The sequence below is a fragment of the Amycolatopsis nalaikhensis genome (genome assembly GCF_030264295.1).
GTDB lineage: Bacteria > Actinomycetota > Actinomycetes > Mycobacteriales > Pseudonocardiaceae > Amycolatopsis > Amycolatopsis nalaikhensis.
Genome location: NZ_CP127173.1, coordinates 7,078,835 through 7,103,471, shown reverse-complemented (window position 1 = coordinate 7,103,471; position 24,637 = coordinate 7,078,835). Strand labels below are relative to the sequence as shown.

Below are 24,637 nucleotides of genomic sequence, written 5' to 3'. Positions count from 1 at the left end.
TTCGCCGCTACGGGAATTCGCGGAGCAGGCCGTCGCCGTCGAGGTAGACCAGCCGACCGTCCGCCGCTTGGACGACCGTGCCCGCCGGGCTGTCGACGTCGGTGTCTTCCGCGGTACGGCACACCGGGCGGTCGTCGAACGCCAGGCAGGCCACCTTGCCCGACGGCGCCATGAGGACGCGGCCCAGTTGTCGGTAGGACTGGCGCCACTGGACACGGGAATCATCGTGCTGAGAAACCCATTCACTGCTGGGAGCGCCGTTCACCGTGCCCAGTGCGCCTTTCACGGTCCAGCCGCCGGCGAGGGCGCACGCCCCTGGGTGGGCGAGCGCGGCCGGAGCCCGATGGGTCGCGCCGCCCGGCACGTCCACCGTGACGTCCGCGTCGCCCATGACCAGAACTCGGTCTCCGGCGGGCGCGACACACGCGGCCGTCGCCGCACCGGGAATTTCGCTCACGGTCTCCCAGATCGCTTTCGCCCGAACGGTGAGCACCGTGGTCGCTGCGGCGTCGGCCACCACCACGGTGTCACCGGCGGGATCCGCCTCGACCAGGCTCGTGGCCGCGTGCACCGGCAGCACGGCTTCCCGGCCCGCGCGGCGGGCGACCACCTCGGTCGCGGTTCCGCGCTGCCGGACGAAAAGCGCGGAGTCCTGACGCCAGCGGAAGATCCGGAGCGGCCGGCCTTCCTCGGCCCACACATCCGCGGAGCGCCCGCGGGCATCGGTGGGCTCGACGCGAGAACCGGTCGAGGCCGCCGGATCCTGCAGGAGCAGGGCGGCGCGCGGACACTCGCCGAAGCAGGTGACGTCGAGCATCCGCCCGGACGGCAGATCCCGCCTCCACACTTCCGAAAGCCTCCGGCCTTCCCGCGCGAGGCCCAGCAGCTGGCCGCCGGACGGGTCGTAGGCGAGGGCACCGTGGTCATCCACCTGCAGCAACGTGAAAGGGGCGGACGCGGCCTGCGTGCCGTCGTGACCGCAGCTCGCGGTCACGACGGCCAGCAAGGCCACCAGGACGGCCACGTTCATGCGGCCGAGGAGGCGTTTCCGCATCGCCGGTCCGCTCAGCTCGGGAAGGTTCCGGAGCCGGTGCAGCTGGGGTCGGGGGAAAGGCTTTCGTCGAAGGTGAACTTGAAGCTGACCCCGTTGCTCGTGCGGCGGGGCCGGAGGTAGTCGGTGGTGGTCAGCGTCCCCAGGGACCCGTCGGACTTCCCGTTGGCGGTCGAGAAGTTCTTGGTGGGCGCGAAAGCGTTGTCCGTGTAGTAGACGTCGGAATGGTTCCCGTACCGGATCCCCTGCCCCATGTAGATCCGATAGTCGATCCCGGTGACCAGCCACGACGCGGTGCCCGAAGCCGAGTAATAGGCGTAGAGGTATCCGTCGTCGTCATACGCCGTGGAGCCGGTGCTGCACGAGAAGGTCTTCGTGGCCGCGGCCGCGGGCGAGACGGCAACGCCCACGACCCCGAGCGAGACCGCCGCGGCGACCGTGGTGATTGATTTCAGCATTCGATAACCCCCGGTTTTCGATGGTGAATACCCACGGCGACGCTACCGAAGTACTGCCTTTTTTTCGACCGAACAGTTAATGATGCCGATGAACTTCAGTCTTTCGGGTTGAGCCCTTCAGCGAGACTAAACCGATCGGCGATCTTGCGCGTGGGCCACCTCCGACCTGACGCTACGAAGATCACTGACGGTGCTCGCCGTCGCGCTCGCCACCACCGGCTCCGGTGGCGCGATGGCGGCCGCGGAAACCACTGGTCAACAGCGTTCCGAAATGCGATCCGGACGGGGACTTCACGTCCGGGCAGTTTGTGTGGTGGCCGGTGGCGGACCCGGCGCACGGGTGCCGGGTCGGGCAGCCCCGCCGCGGCGTACCCGGACGCCTCGGACCTCGCCGACGGCACCTACGCGTGGGAGGTGTACGCCCAGGACAGCTGGGGTGCGAAGTCGGCCACGGCGGGCCCGTGCCGGTTCACCGTCGACCGCACGGATCCGAACGCGCCTGCCGTCGTCTTCCCGACGTACCCGGCGGGCGCCGAAGGCGCGGGATTGGCGTGGCGGGCGAGTTCACCTTCTCCCCCAACGGTTCCACCGACGTCGTGAAGTACGACTACAACTTCGGCGCGGGGCACGCGGGAGATCGCCGCGGGCCCCGACGGCACCGCCACCGTCAGCTTCACGCCGGCGGCCACCGGCTGGCAGTCAGTCGTCGTGCGGGCGGGCAACCTCTCGCTCAGCACCTACTACTCGTTCATCGTCAAGGAGACGCGGCCGACGGTCTCGTCCGACCGCTACCCGCCGCAGGGCGGCCCGGACGGCGGCTTCGGCGTGCCGGGTGTGTTCCGGTTCGCGCCGGGGACGCCGAACGTCGTGGCGTACGACTGCCGGCTGGACGACGGCGCGTCCGCCACGGTCACGGCCGGCCAGGACGGCGTCGCCGAGGTGACGATCACGCCGGCCACCGGTGGTGGACACCGCGGGCGTGAAGTCGCCGGAACGGGAGTACCGGTTCCTCATCGACGCGTCGCCGGCGGTCAGCGGGCCCGGGAACGTCGACCTGGGCACTTCGGCCACGTACACGGCGACCCCGGGAATGCCGGACGTCGTCGAGCACGACTACTGGTTCGCGAGCGCCGAGAGTACGAAGTGGACGGTCAAGGCGAACGCCGACGGTACCGCCGCGCTGCCGGTCGAGTTCACCTCGGCTGACCAGAACGTGCTGCGGGTGCGGGCCCGCGACGCGTCCGGTGGGCTGTCGCCGGTGACGGAGAAACAGTTGTCGCTCAACACCTGGCGGCCGGCGATCGGCCACGAGGGCGACATCGGGACGCAGAGCGGGGCCGCCACGTTCACGTTCACCACCCCGATGCCGGACGCCGTGGAGTTCGAGTACTGGCTGACGGCGGACCCGGCGACCAAGTGGACCGTGCCGGTCAGCGGGAACACCGCGTCGGTGAGCTACACCCCACCGAGGATCGGCGACTACGAGATGGTGGTGACCTCGAAGGAGTTCCAGGCGAACGGGCGGGTGTTCCCCGGCACGTTCACGTTCGACGCCCGCCAGCCGGGCGCGGTGACGTTCGAGTACTCGTTCGACTGGGGTCCGGTCCAGCAGGTGGCCGCCCAGAACGGGCGCGCCGGGCTGGCCTGGACTCCCCCGCTGCCCCCGGAGGGCTCGGCATCCCACAACCTGCGGGTGCGCACGCTGACGGCCGACAACGTCTCCTCGCCGGAGAAGACGTACTACTTCAGCATCACGAGCGCGCCTTACTACGTCCGGAACGACAGCGGTGCCGTGACCGAGCAGGTCACCGTACCGGCGGACGGATCGGGTGCGGGGACGATGACGTGGGCCCCACCGGACCGGGGCAGCTACTCGGTCATCGTGTGGGGCACCACGGCCGACGGCACCAAGTCGGGTGGCATCGGCTACTCGGTGTACGTCAACTGACCGCGTGACCGGCGGCCCCGCTCCCGCCAGGCGCGGGGCCGCGCCGCCGGACGACCTGACCCGGTCAGGTGAATCCTCGTCGCCGACGAGTGACACGACCCGGCTGTTCGCCCCCGGCGTCCGATGATCTGGCTGCCGATCCGACACCGAGATCCCGGAGGCGACAGTCATTCTCTACGCCCTGGCCGCCGTGTTCCTGATCGTGGCACTGGTGAGCATCCGGCAGGACCGCAGACGGTTCCGGAACGCGGTTCTGCTCGGCTTGGCCGTCGCCTGCCTGCTCATCGGGCTCCTGCACGACATCGACCGGCTTCCCCCGGAAACCGGGGCCGTCGTCGTGTTCTTCGTCCTCCTGACACCGCTGTTCGCGGTGCTCGTGCTGGCGGTCTTCCTGCTCGCGAACGGCGTCACCATGATCCGGCGCGAAAGCCGGTCCCTGGGGAACCTCCTGTCCTTCCTCGCGGGTCTGGGACTGCTCGCCCTCGTCGTCCTGGTGGTCACCGCCCAGTACACCCAGCAGCCGGCCGTCGGCGCGGTGGCCGTCTCCGTGCTGGCCGCGGTGTCCTACGTGAGCTTCCTGTTCTGCTGCTACCTCGGTTACGCCTTCCTCTACAGCCGGCTGCGCGTCCGTCCCGGTGTGGACTTCGTGGTCGTGCTCGGCTCGCGCATCATCAACGGCCGGATCCCTCCGCTGCTGGCCAGCCGGCTCGACAAGGCGCTCGCCCTCTACCGAGCCGAACGCGACCGAGGCGGTGACCCGCTCGTCATCACCTCGGGCGGTCAGGGACCGGACGAAAACCAGCCGGAATCCCACGCCATGGCCGACTACCTCCTCGCCCACGGCGTACCCGACGACAAGCTGCTCCGCGAAGACCGCTCGACGACCACCGCGCAGAACCTCACCTTCAGCCGGGACCTCATGCGGCGGCACCGCCCCGGCTACCGGTGCGTCCTCGTCACCAACAACTTCCACGCCTTCCGCGCCGCGATCCTCGCCCGCACGGCGAAGGTGAACGGGCAGGTCGTCGGCTCCCCCACCGCGCTCTACTACTGGCCCAGCGCGACCATCCGGGAATTCGCCGCCGTCATCATGGAGCACCGGCTGATCAACCTGAGCGTGACGGGGCTGCTCGCCGTCACCGGTTTCCTCGCCGCGCTGCCCTGAGCCGCCCGTAGCTGTGGATCGGCTTAAGGTCCGCGCCGGGTGGTCGCGGCGGCGGGCCCCGTGTCCCACCATCGGAGGCATGGTGGCGCTTTCCGAACGAGCGGCCGTCCGGCGGCTGCACGATCGCCTCGGCTTCGGGCCGCGGCCCGGCGACCTCGACCGCGGGTTCGCCGAAACCCGGGACCGGTTGCTGGGCGCCGGGCCGGACGCCGGTGCGGCCGCGACGCCGATGCCCGATCCCGGCCCGCCACCGGACAAACCGGGTAAGAACGCCGACCAGGCCGCCAAGCAGCAGGCCCGCAAGCAGACCCAGGCACAGGCCACGCAGGCCGTGAGCTGGTGGCTGGACCGGATGGTGGCCACCGACCTCGCCTCCGTGGAACGGCTGACCTGGTTCTGGCACGGCCACTTCGCCACCAGCGAGCAGAAGGTGCGCAGCCCGCGACTCATGCTCGCGCAGAACCGAACTCAGCGCGAACACGCCCTCGGCAGCTTCACCGACCTCGCCCGCGCCATGGTCGTCGACCCCGCGATGCTGCTGTGGCTGGACGGCAACAGCAACAAAGCGGGCAAACCCAACGAAAACCTTTCCCGCGAGTTCATGGAGCTGTTCACCCTCGGCGTCGGGCACTACACCGAAGACGACGTCCGCGAGGCGGCCCGCGCGCTCACCGGCTGGACCGCGAAACGCGACGCCACCGGCGCGCAGCTGATCGCCAAGCGGCACGACGACGGCGTCAAGCACATCCTCGGCACCGACGGGGACTTCGACGCTCAGTCCTTTGTGGACCTCGTGCTGAGCCGGCCGGAATCGGCGCCGTTCGTCGCCGGCCGCGTCTGGTTCCGGCTGGTGTCGGCGACCCCGCCGCCGGCCGACGCGCTCAACCGACTGGTCGCCGCCTACGGAAGCCGCCGCGACATCCGCGCGCTGCTGCGCGCGATCACCGACGAACCCGCGTTCCACGACAGCGCGACGTCGCTGGTCAAGCAGCCGGTCGAGTGGCTGGCCGGGCTGCTGCGCGCCCTGGGCGTACGACCGGCAAATCTCGACGACAAGACCCGGACCCAGCTGCTGGCGGCGTTGCGCGGGATGGGCCAAGTACCGTTCCAGCCGCCCAGCGTCGGCGGCTGGGCGGCGAGCGGGGCCTGGCTGACGACGTCGGCGGGCGTGGCGCGCCTGCACGCGGCCCAGCTGGTCGCCGAGCAGGCCGACCTGGGCGCGGTGGCGAAGGCGCGGGACAAGGCCGCCGCGATCGGCGACCTGCTCGGCGTCGACGCGTGGTCGGACCGGACCCGCGCCGCGCTGGCCGCCGTCGCCGGCAACGTCCGCCAACTGTCCACAGTGGCCGCTTGTGCCCCCGAATACGTAGTGAGCGGGTGACGATCGTGCAGCAGGTGAACCGTCGCAGGTTCCTCACCGCGACCGGCGTGACGGCCGCCGCGGCGCTGGCCGCCGGCGCCACGCAGGTCGACTGGGGGCAGCTGCTGTCGGCGGCGCAGGAGAACCCGCTGGACCCGGACGCGGGCGTGCTCGTGGTCGTCACCCTCTACGGCGGCAACGACGGCCTCAACACCGTCGTTCCCGCGGGCGACCCGGCGTACCAAGACGCGCGCTCGGAGCTGGCGTACAAGCCGGAAGAGGTGCTCGACCTCGGCGAGGGCCTCGGCCTGAACCCGGGGATGAAGGGGTTCAAGGGACTCTGGGATGGCGGGCAGCTCGCGGTGTTGCGCGGCGTCGGCTACCCGAAGCCCGACCACAGCCATTTCCGGTCGATGGCGATCTGGCAGACGGCGTCGCCGGAGACGTCCGTGCCGACCGGCTGGCTCGGCCGCTGGCTGGACGCCACCGGCGACGACCCGCTGCGGGCGGTCTCGGTCGACCCGGTGCTGCCGCCGCTGCTCGCCGGGGAGCGGACCGCGGCGGCGTCGCTGCCGGTCGGCGGGCTGAAGCTCCCGGAAGGCGCGCTGGGTAAGGCGTTCGAGGACCTCGGCGCCGCCCAGCCGGGCGAGGGGTTCTGGCAAGCACGCGCGGCGCGATCGGTCACCGACCTGCACCGGGCCGTGCAGACGCTGGGTAAGCCCGGCGAGGGTGGGAAGAAGGCGAAGGGCGAGCTGGCGGCGCAGCTGGACGTGGTCGCCGGGCTGATCGAGGCGGGCGTGCCGACGCGGGCGTATTCGGTGTCGCTGGGCGGGTTCGACACGCACGCCGACGAGCGCGGCACCCAGCAGCGGCTGCTGACCGAGCTGGACGGCGCGCTGACGCCGTTCGTCCAGCGGCTGGCGAAGTACGACCGCGGCAAGCAGGCGACCGTGCTGGTGTATTCGGAGTTCGGCAGGCGGGTCACGGCGAACGCGAGCCAGGGCACCGACCACGGCACGGCGGGCCCGGTGTTCGTCCTGGGCCCCCGGGTGAAGGGCGGCTTCCACGGCGCGGAGCCGAGCTTGACCGACCTGGACGACGGCGACCTGAAGCTGTCGACGGACTTCCGCGACGTGTACGCGACGCTGGTGGAGGACGTCCTCGGCACCGACGCGGGCAAGGTGCTCCCCGGCCACAGTGGACGGATGGACGGCCTGTTCGCCTGATGCGCCCCAAGGCGGCCTTGGTTGCGTCTCACGCACCGAAGGCCACATTGGTTGCGTCAGACGCACCGAAGGCCACCTTGGGGCGCTGGCGGCAACCCGGTCAACCGGAACCTCGCTCCCCCACCCGGCGCGGCCTCGCACCACAGGTCGCCGCCGTGGGCGCGCGCGAAACCGCGGGCGATCGGCAACCCCAGGCCCGAGCCACCCTGCTCGCGGGCCGCGTCCAGGCGGACCAGGCGGTCGAAGATGCGCTCGCGCTCCGGGCCAGGCACGCCCGGTCCCGTGTCGGTCACCGTGAACCCGTCGGCGGTGACCTCCAAGGTGAGCGTGCCCCGGCCCGCCATCGCGCGGACGGCGTTGCCGGTCAGGTTGGCGAGGATCTGCGTCAGCCGCGCCCGGTCACCCACGACGACCGTGTCCGGCCCGGTGACCTCGACCGTCACGTCCGGCGTGGTCAGCCGCACCTGCTCGGCCTGCACCGCCGCCAGCTCGCGCAGCGCGACCGGCGTCCGGTCGAGCTCGGCGCCCGCGTCCAGCCGCGCCAGGTCGAGCAGGTCGGCGACGAGCCGGCCGGCTCGCTGGGACTCGCGGACCACCAGCAGCTGCAGCCGTTCCCGCTGCTCCTGGGGCGTGTCCGGCGGCTGCTGCAGCAGCGCCTCGGCCGCCGCCTGCACTCCGGCCAGCGGCGTGCGCAGCTCGTGGGCCGCGTCGGCGACGAACCGCCGGGTCCGCTCCTCCGACTCGCGCGCCGCCCGCTCCGCGCCCTCGAGGGCGTCCAGCGCGGAGTCGAACGCCGCCGCCGCGCGCCCCAGCTCGGTGCCGGGCCTCTCCGGGGCGAGCCGCCCGCCCCGGCCGCCGGAGACGATCGAGCGGGCCAGCCGCGTCATGGCGTCCAGCGGCGCGAGCGCGAACCGGACGGCCAGCAGCAACGCGATCGCGACGACGACCAGCGCGCCGACACCGGTGGCCAGCAGCACCCACCGCAGGCTCTGCTCGGCCGCCGCGATCAGGGACTCGTCCGCGGTGAGCGTCAGCTTCGCGCCGTCGATCCGCGGCGGCCCGGAAAGCGTCGCCCGCACCTGACGGATCCGCGCGTCCGCCGGCAGGCCGGGCCCACCGAGGACGGTGCCGTCGGGCAGGGTCAGCGTGCCCTGCACCCCGCGCGTTTCGACGCGCCTCAGCAGGTTCTGCGGGGCCGTGTTCTGCTTGGCCAGCTGCTGCGCCAGCTGGATGCGGGCGGTGAGCACCGCGTTGACGTCCCGCTCGGCCTGCGCGCGGAACACCGCGTCCACGACCAGGCCGACGGCGACCAGCACCACTGCGAGCACCACCAGCACGGTGACGGTGACCCGGCGGCGCAGCGACGCCGTCCGCAGCCCGCTCACGCGTCACCGCGCAGTACGTATCCCTGCCCGCGCACGGTGTGCAGCACGCGCGGGCCGTGCGCTTCGAGCTTGCGGCGCAGCGTGCTGACGTTGACCTCGACGAGGTTGGGCGCCAGTTCGCCGTAACCCCAGACGGCCGTGAGCACCTGCGTCTTGGACACCACGCGGTCGCGGTGCCGGGCGAAGTACAGCAGCAGCTTCCACTCGGTGGCGGTCAGCTCGACGTCGGTGCCGCCGTAACGGGCGCGGCCGCCTTCGACGTCGATCACGAGGCCGCCGACCTCCACGGCCGGCCGGGTGCGCCCGGTCCGCCGCAGCACCGCGGTCACCCGCGCGACCAGTTCGGCGAGGACGAACGGCTTCACGACGTAGTCGTCGGCGCCGTCGCCGAGGCCGCGCAGCCGGTCCTCGACGCCGTCCCGCGCGGTCAGCATCACCACCCCGGCCGCCGACGCGCGCCGGATCACCCGCAGCAGCTCGAAACCGTCCCGGCCGGGCAGCATGACGTCCAGCACGACCAGGTCCGGGCGGGCGCGGGCGAACTCCGCCTCCAGCCCGGTGCCGTCGGGCAGCGAGCGGACCGTGAACCCGGCGTCGGCCAAGGCGGACTCGACCGGCACCCGGATCGCTTCCGCGTCCTCGATCACCAGGATGCGCGGCGGGTTCGGCTCGTCCACCCGGCCAGCTTAGGCGCGGCCGAGCAGCCGGTAGCCCGCCGCCGAGAACTCCGCGGTGAGCGCGAACCGGTCGCCGCGGACGAGGGTGTGGCGCCACTCCACCGGGCGGCCGCGGGCGTGGCTCAGCCGGTTGATCGCGAACGCCGCGACATCGTGCGCGCACGAGAGCTGGGCGCGTTCGGCGGCGGTCGGGATGACCGCGTGCACCTCTTCCCGGCCGTGGTCCAGCTTGACCCCGGTTCGCCTGGCCAGTTCGGCGTAGAGCCCGGTGTGGGAGAAATCCGCCCGCAGCAACGGTTTCGCCAGATCCGCCGGGAGCCAGACCCGGTCGAGGGCGAGCGGTTCGTCCCCGGCGAGGCGGAGCCGCTCGAGGTAGATCAGCGGGGTGGAGGCTTCCAGGTCGAGGCGCTCGGCGACGAGGGCGTCGGCGCGGACGTCGAAGGTGCGCACGACGCTGTGCTGCGAGAGGCCGGCGGCCTCCACCGATGCGAAGAGGCTGTAGAGCGCGCCCATCGGCTGCGCGATCTCGGCCGGCGGCGCCACCCGCGGCTGCCGGCCGCGCTCGGCCACGATCACGCCGTCCGCGCGCAGCTGCCGCAGGGCCTGCCGGACCGTGTGCCTGCTCACGCCGTACTCGTCGACCAGCGCGAGCTCACCCGGGAACCGGTCGGCGAACTCGCCGGCGTCGAGCCTGGTCAGCAGCTCGCGCTGCAGCTGGCGCCAGAGCGGCTCGGTGCCCGAGCGGCTGAGCGTCCGCGGCGGCATGGCTTCCTCCCGGCTGTCGCGCCCGACCCTACCCGTGGCCAAATGTCCGAACATCATCTACTTTGATTGTACGTACATTTATCCGTGGAGGAGCCGGTGACCACATTCCGGGACGCGCCCGCCGAGACTCCGGCGCCACCGGCCCGCGGCACCCGGGCGCTGCCGGGCTTGCTGGTCGCCGTGGCGGTCGCGGCCATCGCGACCGGGCTCGGCGAGCTGGTCCCGGTCGTCGGCGGCCCGGTGTTCGGCATCGTGCTGGGCGCGGTCGCCGGGGCCGTCGTCCCCGGCTTGCGGGGCGAGCGGTGGGCGCCGGGCTACGCCGTGGCGGCCAAACCCGTGCTCCAGGCGTCGATCGTGGTCCTCGGCACCGGGTTGTCCCTGACGCAGGTGCTGAAGGTCGGCGGGGAGTCGCTGCCGGTCATGCTCGGCACGCTGGCGGTCGCCCTCGGCGGCGCGTGGCTGCTGGGCCGCTGGCTCGGCGTCCGCGGCGACACGCAGACCCTGATCGGCGTCGGCACCGGCATCTGCGGCGCGTCCGCGATCGCGGCCACCACGGCGGTCATCAAGCCGCGGCAGGCGGAGGTCGCCTACGCCATCGGCACGATCTTCACGTTCAACATCGTCGCGGTGCTGCTCTTCCCGCCGCTGGGGCACCTGCTCGGACTGGACGCGCACGCGTTCGGTCTCTGGGCGGGCACGGCGATCAACGACACGTCCTCCGTGGTCGCGGCGTCCTACGCCTACGGCGGCGACGCGGGGCCGCACGGCCTGGTCGTCAAGCTGACCCGCACGCTGACGCTGATCCCGATCATCATGGTGCTGGCCGTGCTGAAGGCCCGGCGGCCGGGTTCCGGCGTCCCCGCGCTGCCGTGGCGGAAGATCGTCCCGCTGTTCCTGCTGGGGTTCCTCGCCGCGGCCGCACTGAACAGCCTCGGCGTGGTCCCCGCGTCGTGGCACCCCGCCCTGTCCGCGCTGGGCGCGTTCCTCATCACGACGGCGCTTTCCGGCATCGGGCTGTCGACGCGCTTGGCGGACATGCGCCGGGCGGGGCCCCGCCCTCTGCTGCTGGGCGGCCTGCTCTGGCTCGCCGTCGCGGCAGCGAGCCTCGGCTTGCAGGCGCTCACCGGGGCTCTCTGACCGGTCGGCGAAGGCCGTCGAGCACGGTTTCGAAGAGCGGTCGCAGGTAGCCGGGTGAACCGGCGATCTTCGCGACGGCGACGATCAGGTCGAAGATCTGCTCGAGGGTGACGTCGTCGCGGATCTGCCCGGCTTTCTGGGCGGCGGTCAGCAGGGGGCGGCCCGCCTCGATCGCGCGGGCCCGGTGACTGGTGATGGTGTTGCGGCCGGTGTGCTCCAGCAGCTCGGAGATGATCAGCCGCTTGTGTGGGATGAAGTCGATCTGCAGGCGCAGCCAAGCCGAGAGCGCGGCCTCGGGAGTCTGCCCGGGCTCGATGCGGGCGGCGTCGCAGATCTGGTCGGCTTCGTCGGCGTAGAGCGCTTCCAGCAGTTCCTGCCGCCCCGGGAAGTTGCGGTAGAGCGTGGCCATACCCACCTGGGCCCGGCGGGCGATCTCGGCCATCGAGATTTCGGCCGAAGGGTCGGCGAACGCCGCCCGTGCCGCGTCGAGGATCTTGGCGCGATTGCGTCGCGCGGCCGCCCGCCGGTTGGGGAACGCCGTCTCACCCGTCTCCATCACTGTCTCCACTCGCCGCGCGCTTTGGTGGACAGCCTATCCGCTATCGGTCTACGGTTGGCGGATAGCCTATCCGTCAACTGAGGAGAGCGACCGCGCCCCACCGGACACCCCCTTCACCGCCGCCGCCCAGCCCGGCCGTGTCCGCACCGGCGGATCCCTCGAACGGCGTGGCCAAACGCGGCGTCGCCCTCGCGGCCGTCGTGGCCGTGGCCTGCGTGGCGCAGTTCATGGTGGTGCTGGATTCCAGCATTGTGAACGTGGCCCTGCCGTCCATGAAGTCGGGCCTGGGCTTGTCGACGGGGGCCCAGCAGTGGGTGGTCAACGGCTACCTGGTCACGTTCGGCGGCCTCCTGCTGTGCGCCTCGCGCGCCGGCGACCTGTTCGGACGGCGGCGCGTCTTCCTGATCGGCTTGGCCGTCTTCTCGGCGGCGTCGCTGGCCGGCGGGCTGGCCCAAGACGGCTGGATGCTGCTGGCCGCACGAGCCGTGCAGGGCGCGGGCGCGGCGGCGTTGGCACCGTCCAGCCTGAGCCTGATCACCGCCGGCCACTCCGACCCGTCCCGGCGCAGACGCGCGATGACGTGGTGGGGCGTAGCCGCGTCCAGCGCCGGAGCCGCCGGCATCGTGGCGGGCGGCCTGCTTACGTCGGTGAGCTGGCGCTGGGTGATGCTGGTCAACGTCCCGATCGGCGTCGGCCTGCTGGTCGCGGGCCTGACCTGCCTGGCGCCGACGGTGACCGCCCACCGGCGGTCGAGCGTCGACGTGCCGGGCGCGATCACCGTGACGCTGTCGGCCGCGGCGATCGTCTACGGGGTCTCGGCGGTACCTGACGCCGGCTGGGGAGCACCACGGGTGGTCGTCGCGCTGATCGCCGGCGTCGTGCTGCTCGCGGCGTTCGCGGCCATCGAGCGTCGCGGCGCCGAGCCGCTCATCCCCTTGGGGATCTTCTCCAGCGCCACCGTGCGGATGGGCAACATCCTCACCCTGTGCCTGGGTGTCGTGCTCACCGCACCGCTGTTCTTCCTTTCCCTTTACCTGCAGCAGGTCGAGGGACAAAGTGCGCTGCGCACCGGACTCTCCCTGCTGCCCATGGTCGCCGTGATCAGCGTGGGAGTGCTGCTCTCCCAACGGTTGATCCCCACCATCGGCGCGCGGCGCCTGCTGGTGATCGGCGCCATCGGCGCCGCACTGGGGCTGGCCTGGCTGGGGCAGCTGCCCGCGCACGACGGCTACGTAACCCACGTCCTGCTGCCCACGGTGCTGGTGGGCGCGGGAACCAGCCTCACGATGATGCCGGCGATCGTCGCGGCCACGAGCGGAATCGACCCGCGCGACGCGGGCATCGCCTCCGGTCTGATCACCATGTGCCGACAGCTCGGTGCCGCGCTCGGCCTGGCCGTACTGGTCACGGTGGCCACCACCGTCACCGACCACATCGGCAGCGGTGGGAACGCCGCCGTGGTGGACGGTTACCGGGTCGCCTTCTACGTTCTGGCCGTCGTCAGCCTGGTCACAGCCGCCTTGGTGCCGCTGCTCCGGGAGCCCCCTCGCACCCACCCTGCTCGGAAGGAAGTCCCGTGATCGTCAGCACCTCCCGCGGAACGCTTGCGGGAGACGACCGCGAGAGCCCGGCGTTCGGCATAGCCCCGCCATCGGCCTCGATGAGCAGCCAGCTGGTCGCGTGCGGATGAAGTTCTGTGGGCACGAGAAACTGGCGCGCAATCCCGGCCAGCTGGTCGCCGTCGAGGTCGAGCAACCGCTCTCGGCGATCCTCGGGGAGCACGCCACCGCCGAGGAGCGCAGCCGGGCCGCACTGGAACTCGACCGCGCGCGAGGGCGGCGGCACGCGGAGGAGGTGACGGCCGCACTCGGCGCGGCGGCGACCTGGAAGGACCACGCCGACGTGGCACTGCCGGACGCGGTGCGGCTCGGACTGGACCTGGTGGTGCGGCGCCGCCCGCCCGGCGGCGTCCCGGGAGCCGCGGGTGCCGGAGTCGCCGCTGACCGCACGGGAGCGCGAGATCGCCGCGCTGATCGTCAAGGGACTCGATCACGTCCTGGGTGACGGCCACCGGCGCGGTCCGCTGAGCCAGGTCGCGGCCGCCCGCTCAGGACGTGAGTTCGCGGGCGCCCGCGTGCAGGCGGCGGTACTCCGTCGGCGTCGTGCCGACTTCGCGGCGGAAGACCGCGCGGAAGTTCGCCGCCGTGCCGAATCCGGTGGCGGCCGCGATGCGTTCGACGGCCCAGTCGGACGTCTCCAGCAGCCGGCGCGCGCCCAGGACGCGGTGGTTCGCGACCCAGCGCATCGGCGACACGCCGGTTTCGCGTTCGAACCGCCGGATGAACGTGCGGCGCGAGAGGTGGGCGTGGTCTGCCATGTGCTGCACCGTGATCGGCTCACCGAGGTGTTCCATCACCCAGCCGCGGGTGGCCGAAAGGCTCGCGCGCGGGGCGGCGAGGACATCGACGTACTGCGGCTGGAACCCGTCGCGGGCGGGGGCGACGACGACCTCCTTGCCCGCCTCGTGCGCGGCGGCCTCGCCGAAGTCGGTGCGGATGAGGTGCAAGCACGCGTCGATGCCCGCGCCGGCGCCGGCGGAGGTGAGGATCTTCCCGTCTTCCACGAACAGCCGGTTTTCCAGCACCCGCACCTGGGGGTACGTCTCACGCAGGGAGCGCACGAACCGCCAGTGGGTCGTGGCCTCGCGACCGTCGAGAATCCCGGCCTGGGCGAGGGCGAACGCGCCGGTGCAGATCGCGACCAGCCGCGCGCCGTGGTCGGCGGCTTCACGCAGCGGAGCCAGATACTCCTCGGGCAGCGGCGCGGCCGGTTCTTCGTAGCCCGGCACGACGACGATGTCCGACTCGCCGATCGAGGTCAGCGGATGATCCGGAGCGATGCCCGGCCCGGTACCGCGCTCGTCACCACACACGAGCACGCGATAGCCGGGATGCCCGCCGAGGATGTGCGCGGGAATGCTGAAGTCGAGCCCGATGACGCGGGGCACCGCGACGAGCGCCACACTCAGCTGAGCCATGGGGCCTCCCTCGGAATCGGGTTTTCAGGCTACCCGGCGCTGGCACGATCCTTGCTCAACCTGGCACCGGTGCCGCTGGTGACGGGCGAGGGCCGCTCGTAGCGTTCGGCGTGGTCACGATGATCGAGCGGCAGGAAGGCTGAACCCATCCATGAGCAAGCCAGCGGAGCGGACCGCCGAGCACTTCGGGGTCCCGTGGGAAGGCATCTACGGGTACGCGCAGGCGGTGAAGCACGGAGACACCATCTACGTGTCGGGCCAGCTGTCCCACGACGGAGACCAGCTCGTCGCACCGGCGCCGGTGGGCAGCGACGGCACGGTCGAGGACTTCTCCGCGATGGAAGCGCAGATGCGCCGGACGTACGAGAACGCGGCCGAGCTGCTGGGACGCTACGGAGCGACACTCGACGACGTGGTCGAAGAGGTGCTCTACGTGCTCGACGTGGACGCGGCCTTCGCCGTGGCGGGCACCGTCCGCAAGGCGGCGTACGGCCGGGAGGACCCGCAGGTAGCCAGCACGATGCTCGCGACGCCGCGGCTCGCGTTCCCCGAGCAGCTCATCGAGATCAAGCTGATCGCCCGGGTCTGACCGGATTTCGCGGACTCGGCCCTCACCGCGAAGGCCAGGCTTGCCCCGCACCGCGCGGACGACCTCGGGAACGGCCGCGCGCACCACCGGGGAAGCCGGTACCGAGCCCCGGTCGGCCGCGTACCAGACCAGCTTCGTCGGCACCGGGGCGAGCGCCGCTTCGCGCCAGACCGCGTCCGGCGTGCCCAGCAGGGCGCCGATGACCAGGCCGAACGCCAAGGCAGCCCGGCGCGGGCGGCCCGGCCGAACTCGACGACCTGCCGGTCGGCCGCGGCGAGGACCGAGGCCGCGATCGAGGCGCGGTACCCCGCCGCGCGGTGCACCCACACTTCCCCGTCCGGCACCTCGCCGACCCGGCCAAGGAGCTCGCGGATCGGCGGCTGGTGGCGGCGAACCGGGACTCGTCGCGATGCTCTGTCAGGGGGTCACACCAGCGCTTCGAGGCCGGCCGCCGCTCGCAGCAGGCGGTTCTCCTGCCACGGGGCCGCCGACAGCTGGACACCCACCGGCATTCCCGAGCCCGGGTGGTCGCCGCCCGGGAGGCTGATCGACGGGCCTCCGTAGCACGACCACACGTAGCAGAACCGGGCGATCTCCCTCGTCGATGCCGCCAGGTCGACCGCGTCGCGGCGGGGTACGTCCACCGGGATCGTCGGCATCACGACGACGTCGCAGTCCTCGAACAGTTCGTCCACCCGGTGGCGGAACTCCCGCTGCCACTCCCTCGCCCGCGCCGCGGTCTCCGGGGTGATCGACTGGCCGATCCGCAAGCGCCGCAGCACGTCCGGGTCGATCGTGCCCGGCTCTTCGCGCAACCGGCAGGCGTGGACGGCCGCCGCCTCCGGGTACATGATCTCGATCATGCGGTCCTGGGCCTCCGCCGCGCCCGGCACCTCGACGTCGAGGATCTCCGCACCCGCCGTGCGCAACGCCGCCACGACGTCGTCGACCACTCGCCGCACGCCGGGGTCCACGCGCGCGCGGAAGAAGCCCGTCGCGACGCCGAACCGCAGCGCGGCAACGGACGGGTCCGGCAGCGCGTCCACCGGCGGACCGGCCGACGACAGCACCGCGAGCATCGCCGCCGCCGTGGGAACGTCCCTTGTCAGCGGGGTCACCGTGTCGAACGACTCGCCGACCGGGAGCACTCCCTCGTTCGACACGCGGCCCAGCGTCGGGCGCAGGCCGACGATGCCGTTGACCGACGCCGGGACCCGGCCCGAGCCACCCGTGTCCGTGCCCAGCGCCGCCGTCGACATCCCGCTCGCCACCGCGACCGCCGAACCGCTGCTCGAACCACCGGAAATGCGCTGCGGATCGCGGGCGTTGCGGACGTCGCCGAACGCCGCGTTGCGGCCGACCACGCCCATCGCGAACTCGGCCAGGTTGGCCTTCGACGTGATGATCGCGCCCGCCTCGCGCAGCCGCCGGACGACCTCGGCGTCGACGGCCGCGGGTTCGGTGCCGAGGTGCGCCGAACCCGCGGTGGTCGGCACGCCCGCCACGTCGATGTTGTCCTTGACGCTGACCGTGAGCCCGTGCAGCGGCCCCTCGGCCGGGGCCGCCGGCGGCAGCGTGCGGATCAGCGCCCGCAGCTCGGGATTGCGGTCCCGGGCCACGGCCAGCTGGGCTTCGACGAGCGAGCGCACCGGGTCCACGTCAGACCGCCGCCCGCAGTCGCGCGGTCTCGGTTTCGTCGACCGCCAGGGCCGTGCCGGCCCCGGTGAGCACCACTCCGTAGTGCTCGCGCGCGTCGGACGCGGACAGGTAGTCGTCGAGGACGTCGTCGAGCACCTGTGCGGCGTCCCGCTCGAACGGGTTGCCGTAGCCGCCGCCGGACGGGAGCTTGATCTCCAGCGTGTCGCCCGCCGCGCACTTCTCCTGCGTCACCTTCGAATACAGCGGCTCGTCGCGCTCGGTGCCGGCGTTGCGGGTGAACGAGCCCGCGAGCCCGTCGTGTCCGCCCGCGAGACCCTTCGGCGGGTCGGTGCGGTTGTCCGCCTCGGAGCCGATGAACGTGTCGGTCAGCATCTTCCACTTCCGCACGCTGCCGATCCCGCCGCGGTAGCGGCCGGGCGCGGGCGGCTCGTCGCGCAGCTCGTAGCGCTCGGCGATCATCGCGTGGTTCAGTTCCAGCTCTTCGATCGGGTTGTTGCGCGTGTTGGCCATCAGCGAGTCGACGCAGTCGAGGCCGTCCTTGCCGTTGCGCGCGCCGTAGGAGCCCTCGTTGATCTCGATGTAGACCCAGTACGACTGGCCGTCCTCGGCCAGGCCCGAGTAGGCGATCGCGCACAGCGCGGCCGACGATCCGGCCACCGCTCGTTCCGGGAGGACGTCCGACAGCGCCAGGTTGATCGAGTCGAAGATCCGGTTGATCTGGGAGAACCGCGCGAAGCAGGACGCCGGGAAGTCCGGGTTGAAGATCGTGCCCTCCGGCGCGAACGCCTTGGCCGGGCGGAAGCAGCCGTCGTTCTGCGGCACGAACTCCTCGGTCAGCGCCTCGTCGAGCAGCAGCGTGCGCACCGCCGAGGCGACGGTCGGCAGCACCGAGCCCTCGAACGGGACGTTGAACGCCGTCGGCACCTGGCCGTGCGAGCCGGTGAGGTCCACGACGATGTCGGAGCCTTCGACGCGGACCCGCACCGACACCTTCAGCGGCACGTCCCGGTTCTTCCCGTCGTCGTCCAGATAGGACACCGGCGCCTCGTAGACGCCGTCCGGGATGTCGGTGATCCGGCGGCGCAGCATGTCCTCGGAGTAGTCCATCCACTTGTCGGCGGCGGACATCACCGTGTCGTAGCCGTAGCGGTCGAGCAGCTCCAGGAACCGCTTCTCCCCCAGCCGCGAGCACGCGATCAGCGCTTCGAGGTCGCCCGCGTTCTGCTCCGGCGTGCGGACGTTGTCGAGGATGTGCTGGATGAGCGCGGTGTTGCGGACGCCGCCGTCGTAGATCTTGACCGCGTCCATCAGCTTGCCCTCGGCCCAGACGTCGACGACGTCCATGCACAGGCCGGGGAAGTTGCCGCCGATGTCGGACACGTGCCCGGTGCAGCCGGCGAAGCCGATGTGCCTGCCGCCGAAGAAGATCGGGATCATGATCCCGTAGTCCGGCGAGTGCGCGGCGCCGTGGTACGGGTGGTTGTGCAGGATGACGTCACCCGGCTGGTACGTGCCGGCGAGCTTGCGGTTGATGCCCCGGATGTAGGCCGGGATCGACCCGCAGTGCATCGGGGTGGAGTCCGACTCGCACAGCTCGCGGCCGTTGACGTCGAACAGGCCCGCGCCGAGGTCCTCGGACTCCCGGATCAGGCTGGAGTAGGCCATCCGGTAGAGGATCTGGGCCATTTCCTTGGCGATCGAGTTCAGCGCGCCGCCGATGACGCGCAACGTGATCGGGTCGACGTCGACCGGGCTGAAGTCGTCCGGGCGCGCCCCGGCGAGCGAAACCCCGGCGGGATCGAGAGCGGTCACCGCTGGCCTCCTTCGGCGTCGACGGCCACCGCGGCCGTCTCGATGATGATGTGGCCCACCCGGTCGATCGTGGCGCGCTGGCCCGGCCCGATGACGGTGGTGGAGTCGAACTGCTCGACGATCGCGGGCCCGGTGAGCACGTTGCCCGCCTTGAGCAGGGCGCGGTCGTAGACGGTGGTGGGGAACGTGGCGGGCTTGCTGCCGTCGGCCCAGAAGACGGCCTCACGGGTGCCCTTGACGGCGGCGGCGGCGTCCTCGCCACCGGCCTCGATCTCGGCGAGCGGGACGTGCCCCACCTTGCCGATCCCGGTGACCCGGACGTTGACCAGGTGCACCGGCTTGTCGTCGAAGCGCTGCAGGTAGGTGCGTTCGTGCACCTGGTGGAACGCCTCCGACGCCTGCGCGACCCAGGCGTCGTCGATGTCGCCGGCCGGGGCCGGGACGCGCAGCTCGTAGCCCTGGCCGATGTAGCGGCAGTCCAGGCTGCGCTCGATGACGAAGTCCTCCGGCGCGAGGCCGTCGCCGGTGAGCTGCTCGGTCACCTGGGCTTCCAGCCGCGCGAACGCGTCGCGCACGCCGTCGAGGTCCGGGTCGGCCAGCGACGTCCACACGGTGGAGGGCTGCTCGACGCGGATGTCGGTGGCCAGCAGGCCCATCGCCGAGGCGATGCCGGGGTGGTGCGGCACGATGACGCGCGGGATGTCCAGCTGCTGCGCGATGTGCCACGCGTACAGCGGCCCGGCGCCGCCCTCGGCGACCAGCGAGAAGTCGCGCGGGTCGTAGCCCTTGCGGACCGAGTGCAGGCTGATCGCCTCGGTCATGGCGTGCGCGAGGATCTGGAAGATGCCGACCGCGGCGTGCTCGATCGTGGTGCCGAGCTTGTTCGCGATGTGCTCCTCGATCGCCTTCTCCGCCAGCTGCGGCTCGACCCGCATCGAGCCGGACAGGAAGCTGTCGGCCTGCAGCCAGCCCAGCACCACCATCGCGTCGGTGCTGGTGGGTTCGGTGCCGCCGCGGTTGTAGCAGGCCGGGCCGGGCGTGGCGCCGGCACTGCGCGGGCCGACGCGGAACATGCCGCCCTCGTCGACGAACGCGACCGAGCCGCCGCCCGCGCCGATCGTGTCGACCTCGGCCATCGGCACCATCGCGTGGTAGTCGCCGATGCGCGTGTCGAGCAGGTGCTTCATCCGCAGCTTGCCGTCGGGCGCGACGCCGATGTCGGCCGACGTGCCGCCGACGTCGAGGGTGATCACGCTCGGGTGGCCGGACGCCCGGCCGATGGCGCACCCGCCGAGCAACCCGGCCACCACACCGCTGGTGAGCAGCAGGACCGGGTTGTCGACGGCGTGCTGGGACGTGATGAGACCGCCGGCGGAGGTCATCAGCCGGATGTCGCCGCGCACGCCCGCCTCGCGGGTGGTGTTCGCGAGGTTGTCGATGTAGCGGGCCACCTTCGGCCCGACGAACGCGTTGAGCGCGGTGGTCGAGAAGCGCTCGTACTCGCGGTACTGGGGGGCGACCTCGCTGGAGAGCGAGATGAACACCCCGGGGTACTCCTGCTCGATGATCCGCTTCACGGCCTGCTCGTGCGCCGGGTTCCGGTAGGCGTGCAGGAAGCAGACGGCGATGGCCGCGACGCCGTTTTCCCTCAGCACGCGGACCTGCTCGCGCACGGCTTCTTCGTCGAGCGGGACGAGGACCTCGCCGGCCGCGTTGATCCGCTCGGGCACGACGCGGCGGTTGCGGCGGCGCACCAGCTGCCACTTCTGCCACGGCAGGTCCTGGTAGGAGGAGTAGTTGTAGGGCCGCTTCTTGCGCGCGATGTGCAGGATGTCGCGGAAGCCCTCGGTGGTGATCAGGCCGACGTCGGCGCCGTTGTGCTCCAGCACGATGTTGGTCGCGACGGTGGTGCCGTGCAGGAACTGCCCGAGGTCGGCGACCGAGATCCCGACCTTGTCGGCCAGCTGCCGCACGCCGTCCACTGTGGCCTGGGACGGGTCGTGCGGAGTGGACGGGACCTTGTGGACGGCGAGGCCGCCGTCCTCGTCCCAGTACATGATGTCGGTGAACGTGCCCCCGACGTCGACTCCGATGCGTTTCATCGTGCGGTCCTTTCCGGCCCTGCCAAGTCGGCGACCCGGCGGGCGTGCGCCACGACCGGCGGGTCGATCATCTTCCCGTCCACCACGAGGACGGCGTCGCTCGCTCCCTCGGCGGCCCGGACGATCTCCAGTGCCCGTTCGACTTCGTCGTCGGACGGCCGCAGCACCTCGTGCACCGCGGAAACCTGCGCCGGGTGGATGCACATCCGGCCGAAGAAGCCGAAGCGCCCCAGCTGTCGCGTGTCCGCGCGGAACCAGGGTTCGTCGCGCAGCGCGGTGGAAACCGCGGCGGGGGGCGGCGGGCAGCCCTCCGCCGTGGCGGCCGCGACGACGCGGGACCGCGCCCACGCCAGCGGCGCGCCGTCCACGTCCGGCGGGCAGGTGCCCAGCTCGACGGCCAGGTCGTACTCGCCGAGTGCCAAGGTCCGCACCCGCGGGTGCGCCGCCAGCTCGCGCGCCGCCCACAGCCCGGCCGCGGTCTCGATCAGCGCGACCAGCGGCACGGCGGTCGCGGCGGCGACCCGCTCGACGATCCCGGGCTCCGCCTTCGGCACCACGATCCCGCCGAAGTCCACCCCGGCGAGCGCGTCCAGGTCAGCCGGGTCGTGGTCGACCCGCACCCAGGTCCGCGCGGCCGCATCGGGGTCGGTCTGCAGCGCCCGGACGACCGCGCTCCGGGCGGCGTCCTTGCGGTCCGGGGCGACGGCGTCCTCGAGGTCGGCGACCGCGACGTCCGCCGCGGCGACGGCCTTGGCCAGCCGGCCGGGCCGGTCACCGGGACAGAACAGCCAGCTGCGCGGGATCACCAGCCGACCTTTCCCTTGCCCGCCACCAGCGACTTGGCGATGACCGTGCGCATGATGTCGCTCGTGCCCTCGCCGATGGTCATCAGGATCGAGTCGCGGTAGAGCCGCTCGATCTCGAACTCCGCCGAGTAGCCGTAGCCGCCGTGGATGCGCATCGACTCCTGCGCGGCCTGCAACGCCACCTCCGAGGAGAACAGCTTCGCCATGCCGGTCTGCAGGTCCGAGCGCTCGCCGCGGTCGAGCGCGGTGGCCGACCAGTACGTCATCAGGCGGGCGGCCTGCAGCTGAGTCGCGGTCTCGGCCAGGCGGATCTGGATGGCCTGGAAGTCCGCGATGGGCTGGCCGAACGCCTGCCGTTCGCGCGAGTAGGCCAGCGCTTCGTCGTAGGCGCGCTGGGCGATGCCGAGGCTGCGGCCGGCGATGTTGAGCCGGCCGACCTCCAGCGCGGAGAGCACCTGCTGCATGCCGCGGCCCTCGGTGCCGCCGAGCAGGTTCGCCACCGGCACGCGCACGTCCTCGAACACGACCTCGCAGGACTCGGTGCCCTTGTAGCCGAGCTTCGGGATGTCCTTGGTGACGCGGAAGCCGGGCGACTGGGCGTCGATCAGCAGGACGCTCATGCCCTTGTGCGCGGGCGTCGCGGTGCGGTCGGTCTTCACCAGGACCGGCAACGGGTCGGCGTAGCGGGCGTTGGTGATCCACATCTTCGCGCCGTTGACGACGTATTCGTCGCCGTCGCGGACCGCGGTGGTCCGGATGCCCTGCAGGTCGGTGCCCGCGTCGGGCTCGGTGAGCGCGATGCCGGTGCGCCGCTTGCCGGTGGCCAGGCCGGGCAGGTACTGCCGCTTCTGCTCCTCGGTGCCGTGCCGCGCGATCATCCAGCAGGACAGAGAGTGGCTGCCGAGGATGCCGGCGACGCCCATCCAGCCGCGCGCGATCTCCTCGAACATCAGCGTGAACGAGGTGAAGTCGGCCGCCGCGCCCCCGTACTCCTCGGGGATCATGAGCCCGAACAGGCCGAGCTGCTTCATCTGCTCGACGATCTCGGCCGGATACCGGCCGGCCTGCTCCCACTCGCGGGCGACGGGCACGATTTCCTTGTCGACGAAGGTCCGCAGCATCGAGCGGAACTGCTCCTGGTCGTCGGTGAGGCGGAAGTCCATCACTGCTCCTCGACGCCGAACGCGCCCGCGCGCGTGAGTTCGGCGAACTCGTCGGTCCCGGTGCCGAGCAGCTCGGCCAGGAGGGTTTCGGTGTGTTCGCCCATCCGCGGCGCCCGGACGTGCTCGGCGCGCGGCGTCCCGGCGCGGACCGGGGACGCGACCTGCCGGACGGTCCCGAACCGCGGGTGTTCGGTCTCCACGATCAGGCCGCGGGCGAGGGTGTGCTCCTCGCGCAGGGCCTGCGGGATGGTGTTGATCGGCGCGCACGGCACGCCGGCCGCTTCGAGCAGCGGCAGCCACTCGGCGGTCGTCTTGCGCGCCAGCTCGTCTTCGATGAGCTTCACGCACTCGGCCGAGTGCTCGTAGCGGGACGCCGGGATCGCGAAGCGTTCCTCGAGAGCCCACGCGGGCGAACCGAGCACGCCGACGAACCGCTCCCAGAACTTCTGCTTGGCGCAGCCGATCACGACCCACGAGTCCGCGGTCGGGAAGTTCTGGAACGGCACCAGGCTGGGATGCGCGGAGTGGTGAGTGCGCCGCGGCTCGAAGCCCTCGTTCAGGTGCCAGGTCGCCAGGTAGGTGAGCATCCCGATGGCCGTGTCGTACAGGCTGACGTCGCAGTCCATGCCGACGCCGTCGCGGCGGGCCGCGTGGATCGCCGACACCATCGACAACGCCGCGACGATGCCGCCGGAGTAGTCCACCATGGACAGACCGGACTTCGTGGGCGGGCCGTCGGGCTCGCCGGTCACGGCCATCCAGCCGGCCAGGCCCTGCAGCATGTAGTCGTAGCCGGGCTGCTTGCTGCGCGGGCCGGTCATGCCGTAGCCCGACAGCGAGCAGCAGACGATCTTCGGGTTGAGGTGCTTGAGGTCGTCGTAGCGGATGCGCATCTTCGCCGGGACGTCGCCGCGCAGGTTCGAGTAAACCGCGTCGCTCACCTTGACCAGGCGTTCGAACACCGCCCGCCCCTGCGGGTTGCCCAGGTCGAGGACGATCGAGCGCTTGTTGCGGTTGAACGCCTCGAAGAACAGCGAGTCGCCGTCCTCGGCGTACGGGGGCGTGTGCCTGCCGACGTCGCCGCCGAAGCGCGGGTCCTCGATCTTGATGATCTCGGCGCCGAGGTCGGCCAGGTGGACCGAGCCGAACGGGCCGGCGCCGTACTGCTCCAGGGAAAGGATCCTCAGGTCCTGCAACGGGAGGTTCACGCGCGCACCTCCGCCAGGGTCAGCGGGCCGGGCTTGGCCGCCGGGAACGAGTCGATGTCGCCGGCCGCCGACTGCTTGAACACCAGGACGGTCCGGTCGAACGAGAGGCAGACGTCGCCGTCGGCGTTCAGGCCGCGCGTGTGCACCTCGACCAGCCCCGCGTACGGCTTGGACTTCGACTCGCGCTTGGCGGTGCAGATCGACTCGCCGTAGAGCGTGTCGCCGACGAACACCGGGTGCGTCAGCCGGATGTTGGTCATGGCGAGGTTCGCGACGGCCCGCTGGCTGATGTCGGAGACGCTCTGGCCCAGCAGCATCGCGATGGTGAGCCCGGAGTTGACCAGGATCCTGCCGAACGGCGTCTTCCCCGCGTAGTGCGCGTCGAAGTGCGCCGGGTGGGTGTTCATCGTCAGCAGCGTGAACCACGTGTTGTCGGCTTCGCTGATCGTGCGTCCCAGCGGGTGCCGGTAGACGTCCCCGACGGTGAACTCTTCGTAGAACCGTCCCAGCCGGCTCTCGTGCACAGCCAC

Annotated in this window: 24 protein-coding genes; 9 read left to right on the top strand and 15 right to left on the bottom strand. The window is 71.8% G+C overall.

The features are described 5' to 3' along the window. Window positions 1-7: 7 nt before the first annotated feature. Window positions 8-1,054 carry a hypothetical protein gene (locus QP939_RS34855; RefSeq protein ID WP_285450567.1) on the bottom strand — a complete coding sequence of 349 codons (1,047 nt, stop codon included), beginning with the start codon at window positions 1,052-1,054 and terminating at the stop codon, window positions 8-10. A gap of 11 nt (window positions 1,055-1,065) precedes the next feature. After that, window positions 1,066-1,509, bottom strand: a complete 444-nt coding sequence (locus QP939_RS34850; RefSeq protein ID WP_285450565.1) for a hypothetical protein — start codon at window positions 1,507-1,509, stop codon at window positions 1,066-1,068. A gap of 306 nt (window positions 1,510-1,815) precedes the next feature. On the opposite strand from QP939_RS34850, the gene QP939_RS34845 reads away from it, so the two are divergent. Continuing rightward, window positions 1,816-2,109, top strand: a complete 294-nt coding sequence (locus QP939_RS34845) for a hypothetical protein (protein WP_285450564.1) — start codon at window positions 1,816-1,818, stop codon at window positions 2,107-2,109. Window positions 2,110-2,297: 188 nt separating this feature from the next. Here QP939_RS34845 and QP939_RS34840 read toward each other — a convergent pair whose 3' ends face one another. Then, complete coding sequence (locus tag QP939_RS34840) at window positions 2,298-2,459, bottom strand: hypothetical protein (protein WP_285450563.1); 162 nt, start codon at window positions 2,457-2,459, stop codon at window positions 2,298-2,300. A 29-nt stretch (window positions 2,460-2,488) separates the two neighbouring features. Here QP939_RS34840 and QP939_RS34835 point away from each other — a divergent pair, with 29 nt between their 5' ends. The 4 genes from QP939_RS34835 (at window position 2,489) to QP939_RS34820 (ending at window position 7,208) form a co-directional block, all read left to right on the top strand. Then, window positions 2,489-3,457, top strand: coding sequence for a hypothetical protein (locus QP939_RS34835; protein WP_285450562.1), 969 nt, complete (start codon window positions 2,489-2,491; stop codon window positions 3,455-3,457). A gap of 211 nt (window positions 3,458-3,668) precedes the next feature. Continuing rightward, the gene (locus QP939_RS34830) at window positions 3,669-4,622 is read left to right on the top strand and encodes a YdcF family protein (RefSeq protein WP_285450561.1); all 954 of its coding nucleotides are present in this window, start codon (window positions 3,669-3,671) and stop codon (window positions 4,620-4,622) included. A gap of 79 nt (window positions 4,623-4,701) precedes the next feature. Then, window positions 4,702-6,003 carry a DUF1800 domain-containing protein gene (locus QP939_RS34825; RefSeq protein ID WP_285450560.1) on the top strand — a complete coding sequence of 434 codons (1,302 nt, stop codon included), beginning with the start codon at window positions 4,702-4,704 and terminating at the stop codon, window positions 6,001-6,003. Then, window positions 6,000-7,208, top strand: a complete 1,209-nt coding sequence (locus QP939_RS34820) for a DUF1501 domain-containing protein (protein ID WP_285450559.1) — start codon at window positions 6,000-6,002, stop codon at window positions 7,206-7,208. The genes QP939_RS34825 and QP939_RS34820 overlap by 4 nt, the downstream gene beginning before the upstream one ends. A gap of 56 nt (window positions 7,209-7,264) precedes the next feature. Here QP939_RS34820 and QP939_RS34815 read toward each other — a convergent pair whose 3' ends face one another. From QP939_RS34815 to QP939_RS34805, 3 genes are read right to left on the bottom strand one after another with little or no spacing between them, the layout of a single operon-like run. Further along, window positions 7,265-8,593 carry a sensor histidine kinase gene (locus QP939_RS34815; protein WP_285450558.1) on the bottom strand — a complete coding sequence of 443 codons (1,329 nt, stop codon included), beginning with the start codon at window positions 8,591-8,593 and terminating at the stop codon, window positions 7,265-7,267. Then, window positions 8,590-9,270, bottom strand: a complete 681-nt coding sequence (locus tag QP939_RS34810; protein ID WP_285450557.1) for a response regulator transcription factor — start codon at window positions 9,268-9,270, stop codon at window positions 8,590-8,592. The genes QP939_RS34815 and QP939_RS34810 overlap by 4 nt, the downstream gene beginning before the upstream one ends. Before the next feature lie 9 nt (window positions 9,271-9,279). Further along, entirely contained in the window at window positions 9,280-10,035 is a 756-nt protein-coding gene (locus QP939_RS34805) for a GntR family transcriptional regulator (protein ID WP_285450555.1), read from the bottom strand. A 96-nt stretch (window positions 10,036-10,131) separates the two neighbouring features. Here QP939_RS34805 and QP939_RS34800 point away from each other — a divergent pair, with 96 nt between their 5' ends. Then, complete coding sequence (locus QP939_RS34800) at window positions 10,132-11,172, top strand: YeiH family protein (protein ID WP_285450554.1); 1,041 nt, start codon at window positions 10,132-10,134, stop codon at window positions 11,170-11,172. Here QP939_RS34800 and QP939_RS34795 read toward each other — a convergent pair. Continuing rightward, a complete protein-coding gene (locus QP939_RS34795; RefSeq protein ID WP_285450552.1) occupies window positions 11,156-11,728 on the bottom strand; it encodes a TetR/AcrR family transcriptional regulator in 573 nt (190 codons plus the stop codon). The genes QP939_RS34800 and QP939_RS34795 overlap by 17 nt on opposite strands. Window positions 11,729-11,868: 140 nt before the next feature. Here QP939_RS34795 and QP939_RS34790 point away from each other — a divergent pair, with 140 nt between their 5' ends. After that, window positions 11,869-13,311: an MFS transporter gene (locus tag QP939_RS34790; protein WP_285450551.1), complete on the top strand. Its 1,443-nt coding sequence runs from the start codon at window positions 11,869-11,871 to the stop codon at window positions 13,309-13,311. A 100-nt stretch (window positions 13,312-13,411) separates the two neighbouring features. After that, window positions 13,412-13,795, top strand: a complete 384-nt coding sequence (locus tag QP939_RS34785; protein ID WP_285450550.1) for a hypothetical protein — start codon at window positions 13,412-13,414, stop codon at window positions 13,793-13,795. Between the two features lie 43 nt (window positions 13,796-13,838). Here the strand turns inward: QP939_RS34785 and QP939_RS34780 are convergent, their stop codons facing one another. Then, window positions 13,839-14,768: a GlxA family transcriptional regulator gene (locus QP939_RS34780; protein WP_285450549.1), complete on the bottom strand. Its 930-nt coding sequence runs from the start codon at window positions 14,766-14,768 to the stop codon at window positions 13,839-13,841. A gap of 151 nt (window positions 14,769-14,919) precedes the next feature. Between QP939_RS34780 and QP939_RS34775 the strand changes: the two genes are divergently transcribed. After that, a complete protein-coding gene (locus QP939_RS34775; RefSeq protein ID WP_285450548.1) occupies window positions 14,920-15,357 on the top strand; it encodes a Rid family hydrolase in 438 nt (145 codons plus the stop codon). A 425-nt stretch (window positions 15,358-15,782) separates the two neighbouring features. On the opposite strand, the gene QP939_RS34770 is transcribed toward QP939_RS34775, so the two are convergent. The 7 genes from QP939_RS34770 to QP939_RS34740 are packed head-to-tail and all read right to left on the bottom strand — an operon-like array spanning window position 15,783 to window position 24,637. After that, window positions 15,783-17,006: an amidase gene (locus tag QP939_RS34770; protein ID WP_285450547.1), complete on the bottom strand. Its 1,224-nt coding sequence runs from the start codon at window positions 17,004-17,006 to the stop codon at window positions 15,783-15,785. Window positions 17,007-17,016: 10 nt separating this feature from the next. Further along, a complete protein-coding gene (locus QP939_RS34765; protein ID WP_285450546.1) occupies window positions 17,017-18,828 on the bottom strand; it encodes a hydantoinase B/oxoprolinase family protein in 1,812 nt (603 codons plus the stop codon). Then, window positions 18,825-20,930 carry a hydantoinase/oxoprolinase family protein gene (locus tag QP939_RS34760; RefSeq protein WP_285450545.1) on the bottom strand — a complete coding sequence of 702 codons (2,106 nt, stop codon included), beginning with the start codon at window positions 20,928-20,930 and terminating at the stop codon, window positions 18,825-18,827. The genes QP939_RS34765 and QP939_RS34760 overlap by 4 nt, the downstream gene beginning before the upstream one ends. Beyond that, window positions 20,927-21,736, bottom strand: a complete 810-nt coding sequence (locus QP939_RS34755) for an HpcH/HpaI aldolase/citrate lyase family protein (RefSeq protein ID WP_285450544.1) — start codon at window positions 21,734-21,736, stop codon at window positions 20,927-20,929. Before QP939_RS34755 ends, QP939_RS34760 begins: the two co-directional genes overlap by 4 nt. Continuing rightward, window positions 21,733-22,899, bottom strand: coding sequence for an acyl-CoA dehydrogenase family protein (locus tag QP939_RS34750; protein ID WP_285450543.1), 1,167 nt, complete (start codon window positions 22,897-22,899; stop codon window positions 21,733-21,735). Before QP939_RS34750 ends, QP939_RS34755 begins: the two co-directional genes overlap by 4 nt. Continuing rightward, entirely contained in the window at window positions 22,899-24,107 is a 1,209-nt protein-coding gene (locus QP939_RS34745) for a CaiB/BaiF CoA transferase family protein (RefSeq protein WP_285450542.1), read from the bottom strand. Before QP939_RS34745 ends, QP939_RS34750 begins: the two co-directional genes overlap by 1 nt. Next, entirely contained in the window at window positions 24,104-24,637 is a 534-nt protein-coding gene (locus QP939_RS34740) for a MaoC family dehydratase (RefSeq protein ID WP_285450541.1), read from the bottom strand. Before QP939_RS34740 ends, QP939_RS34745 begins: the two co-directional genes overlap by 4 nt.

Excerpts from the sequence above, each read along its gene's own strand:
- QP939_RS34750 (WP_285450543.1), bottom strand. The coding sequence starts at position 22,899 with ATGGACTTCCGCCTCACCGACGACCAGGAGCAGTTCCGCTCGATGCTG.
- QP939_RS34775 (WP_285450548.1), top strand. The coding sequence starts at position 14,920 with ATGAGCAAGCCAGCGGAGCGGACCGCCGAGCACTTCGGGGTCCCGTGG.
- QP939_RS34855 (WP_285450567.1), bottom strand. The coding sequence starts at position 1,054 with ATGCGGAAACGCCTCCTCGGCCGCATGAACGTGGCCGTCCTGGTGGCC.
- QP939_RS34850 (WP_285450565.1), bottom strand. The coding sequence starts at position 1,509 with ATGCTGAAATCAATCACCACGGTCGCCGCGGCGGTCTCGCTCGGGGTC.
- QP939_RS34780 (WP_285450549.1), bottom strand. The coding sequence starts at position 14,768 with ATGGCTCAGCTGAGTGTGGCGCTCGTCGCGGTGCCCCGCGTCATCGGG.
- QP939_RS34825 (WP_285450560.1), top strand. The coding sequence starts at position 4,702 with ATGGTGGCGCTTTCCGAACGAGCGGCCGTCCGGCGGCTGCACGATCGC.
- QP939_RS34760 (WP_285450545.1), bottom strand. The coding sequence starts at position 20,930 with ATGAAACGCATCGGAGTCGACGTCGGGGGCACGTTCACCGACATCATG.
- QP939_RS34795 (WP_285450552.1), bottom strand. The coding sequence starts at position 11,728 with ATGGAGACGGGTGAGACGGCGTTCCCCAACCGGCGGGCGGCCGCGCGA.
- QP939_RS34805 (WP_285450555.1), bottom strand. The coding sequence starts at position 10,035 with ATGCCGCCGCGGACGCTCAGCCGCTCGGGCACCGAGCCGCTCTGGCGC.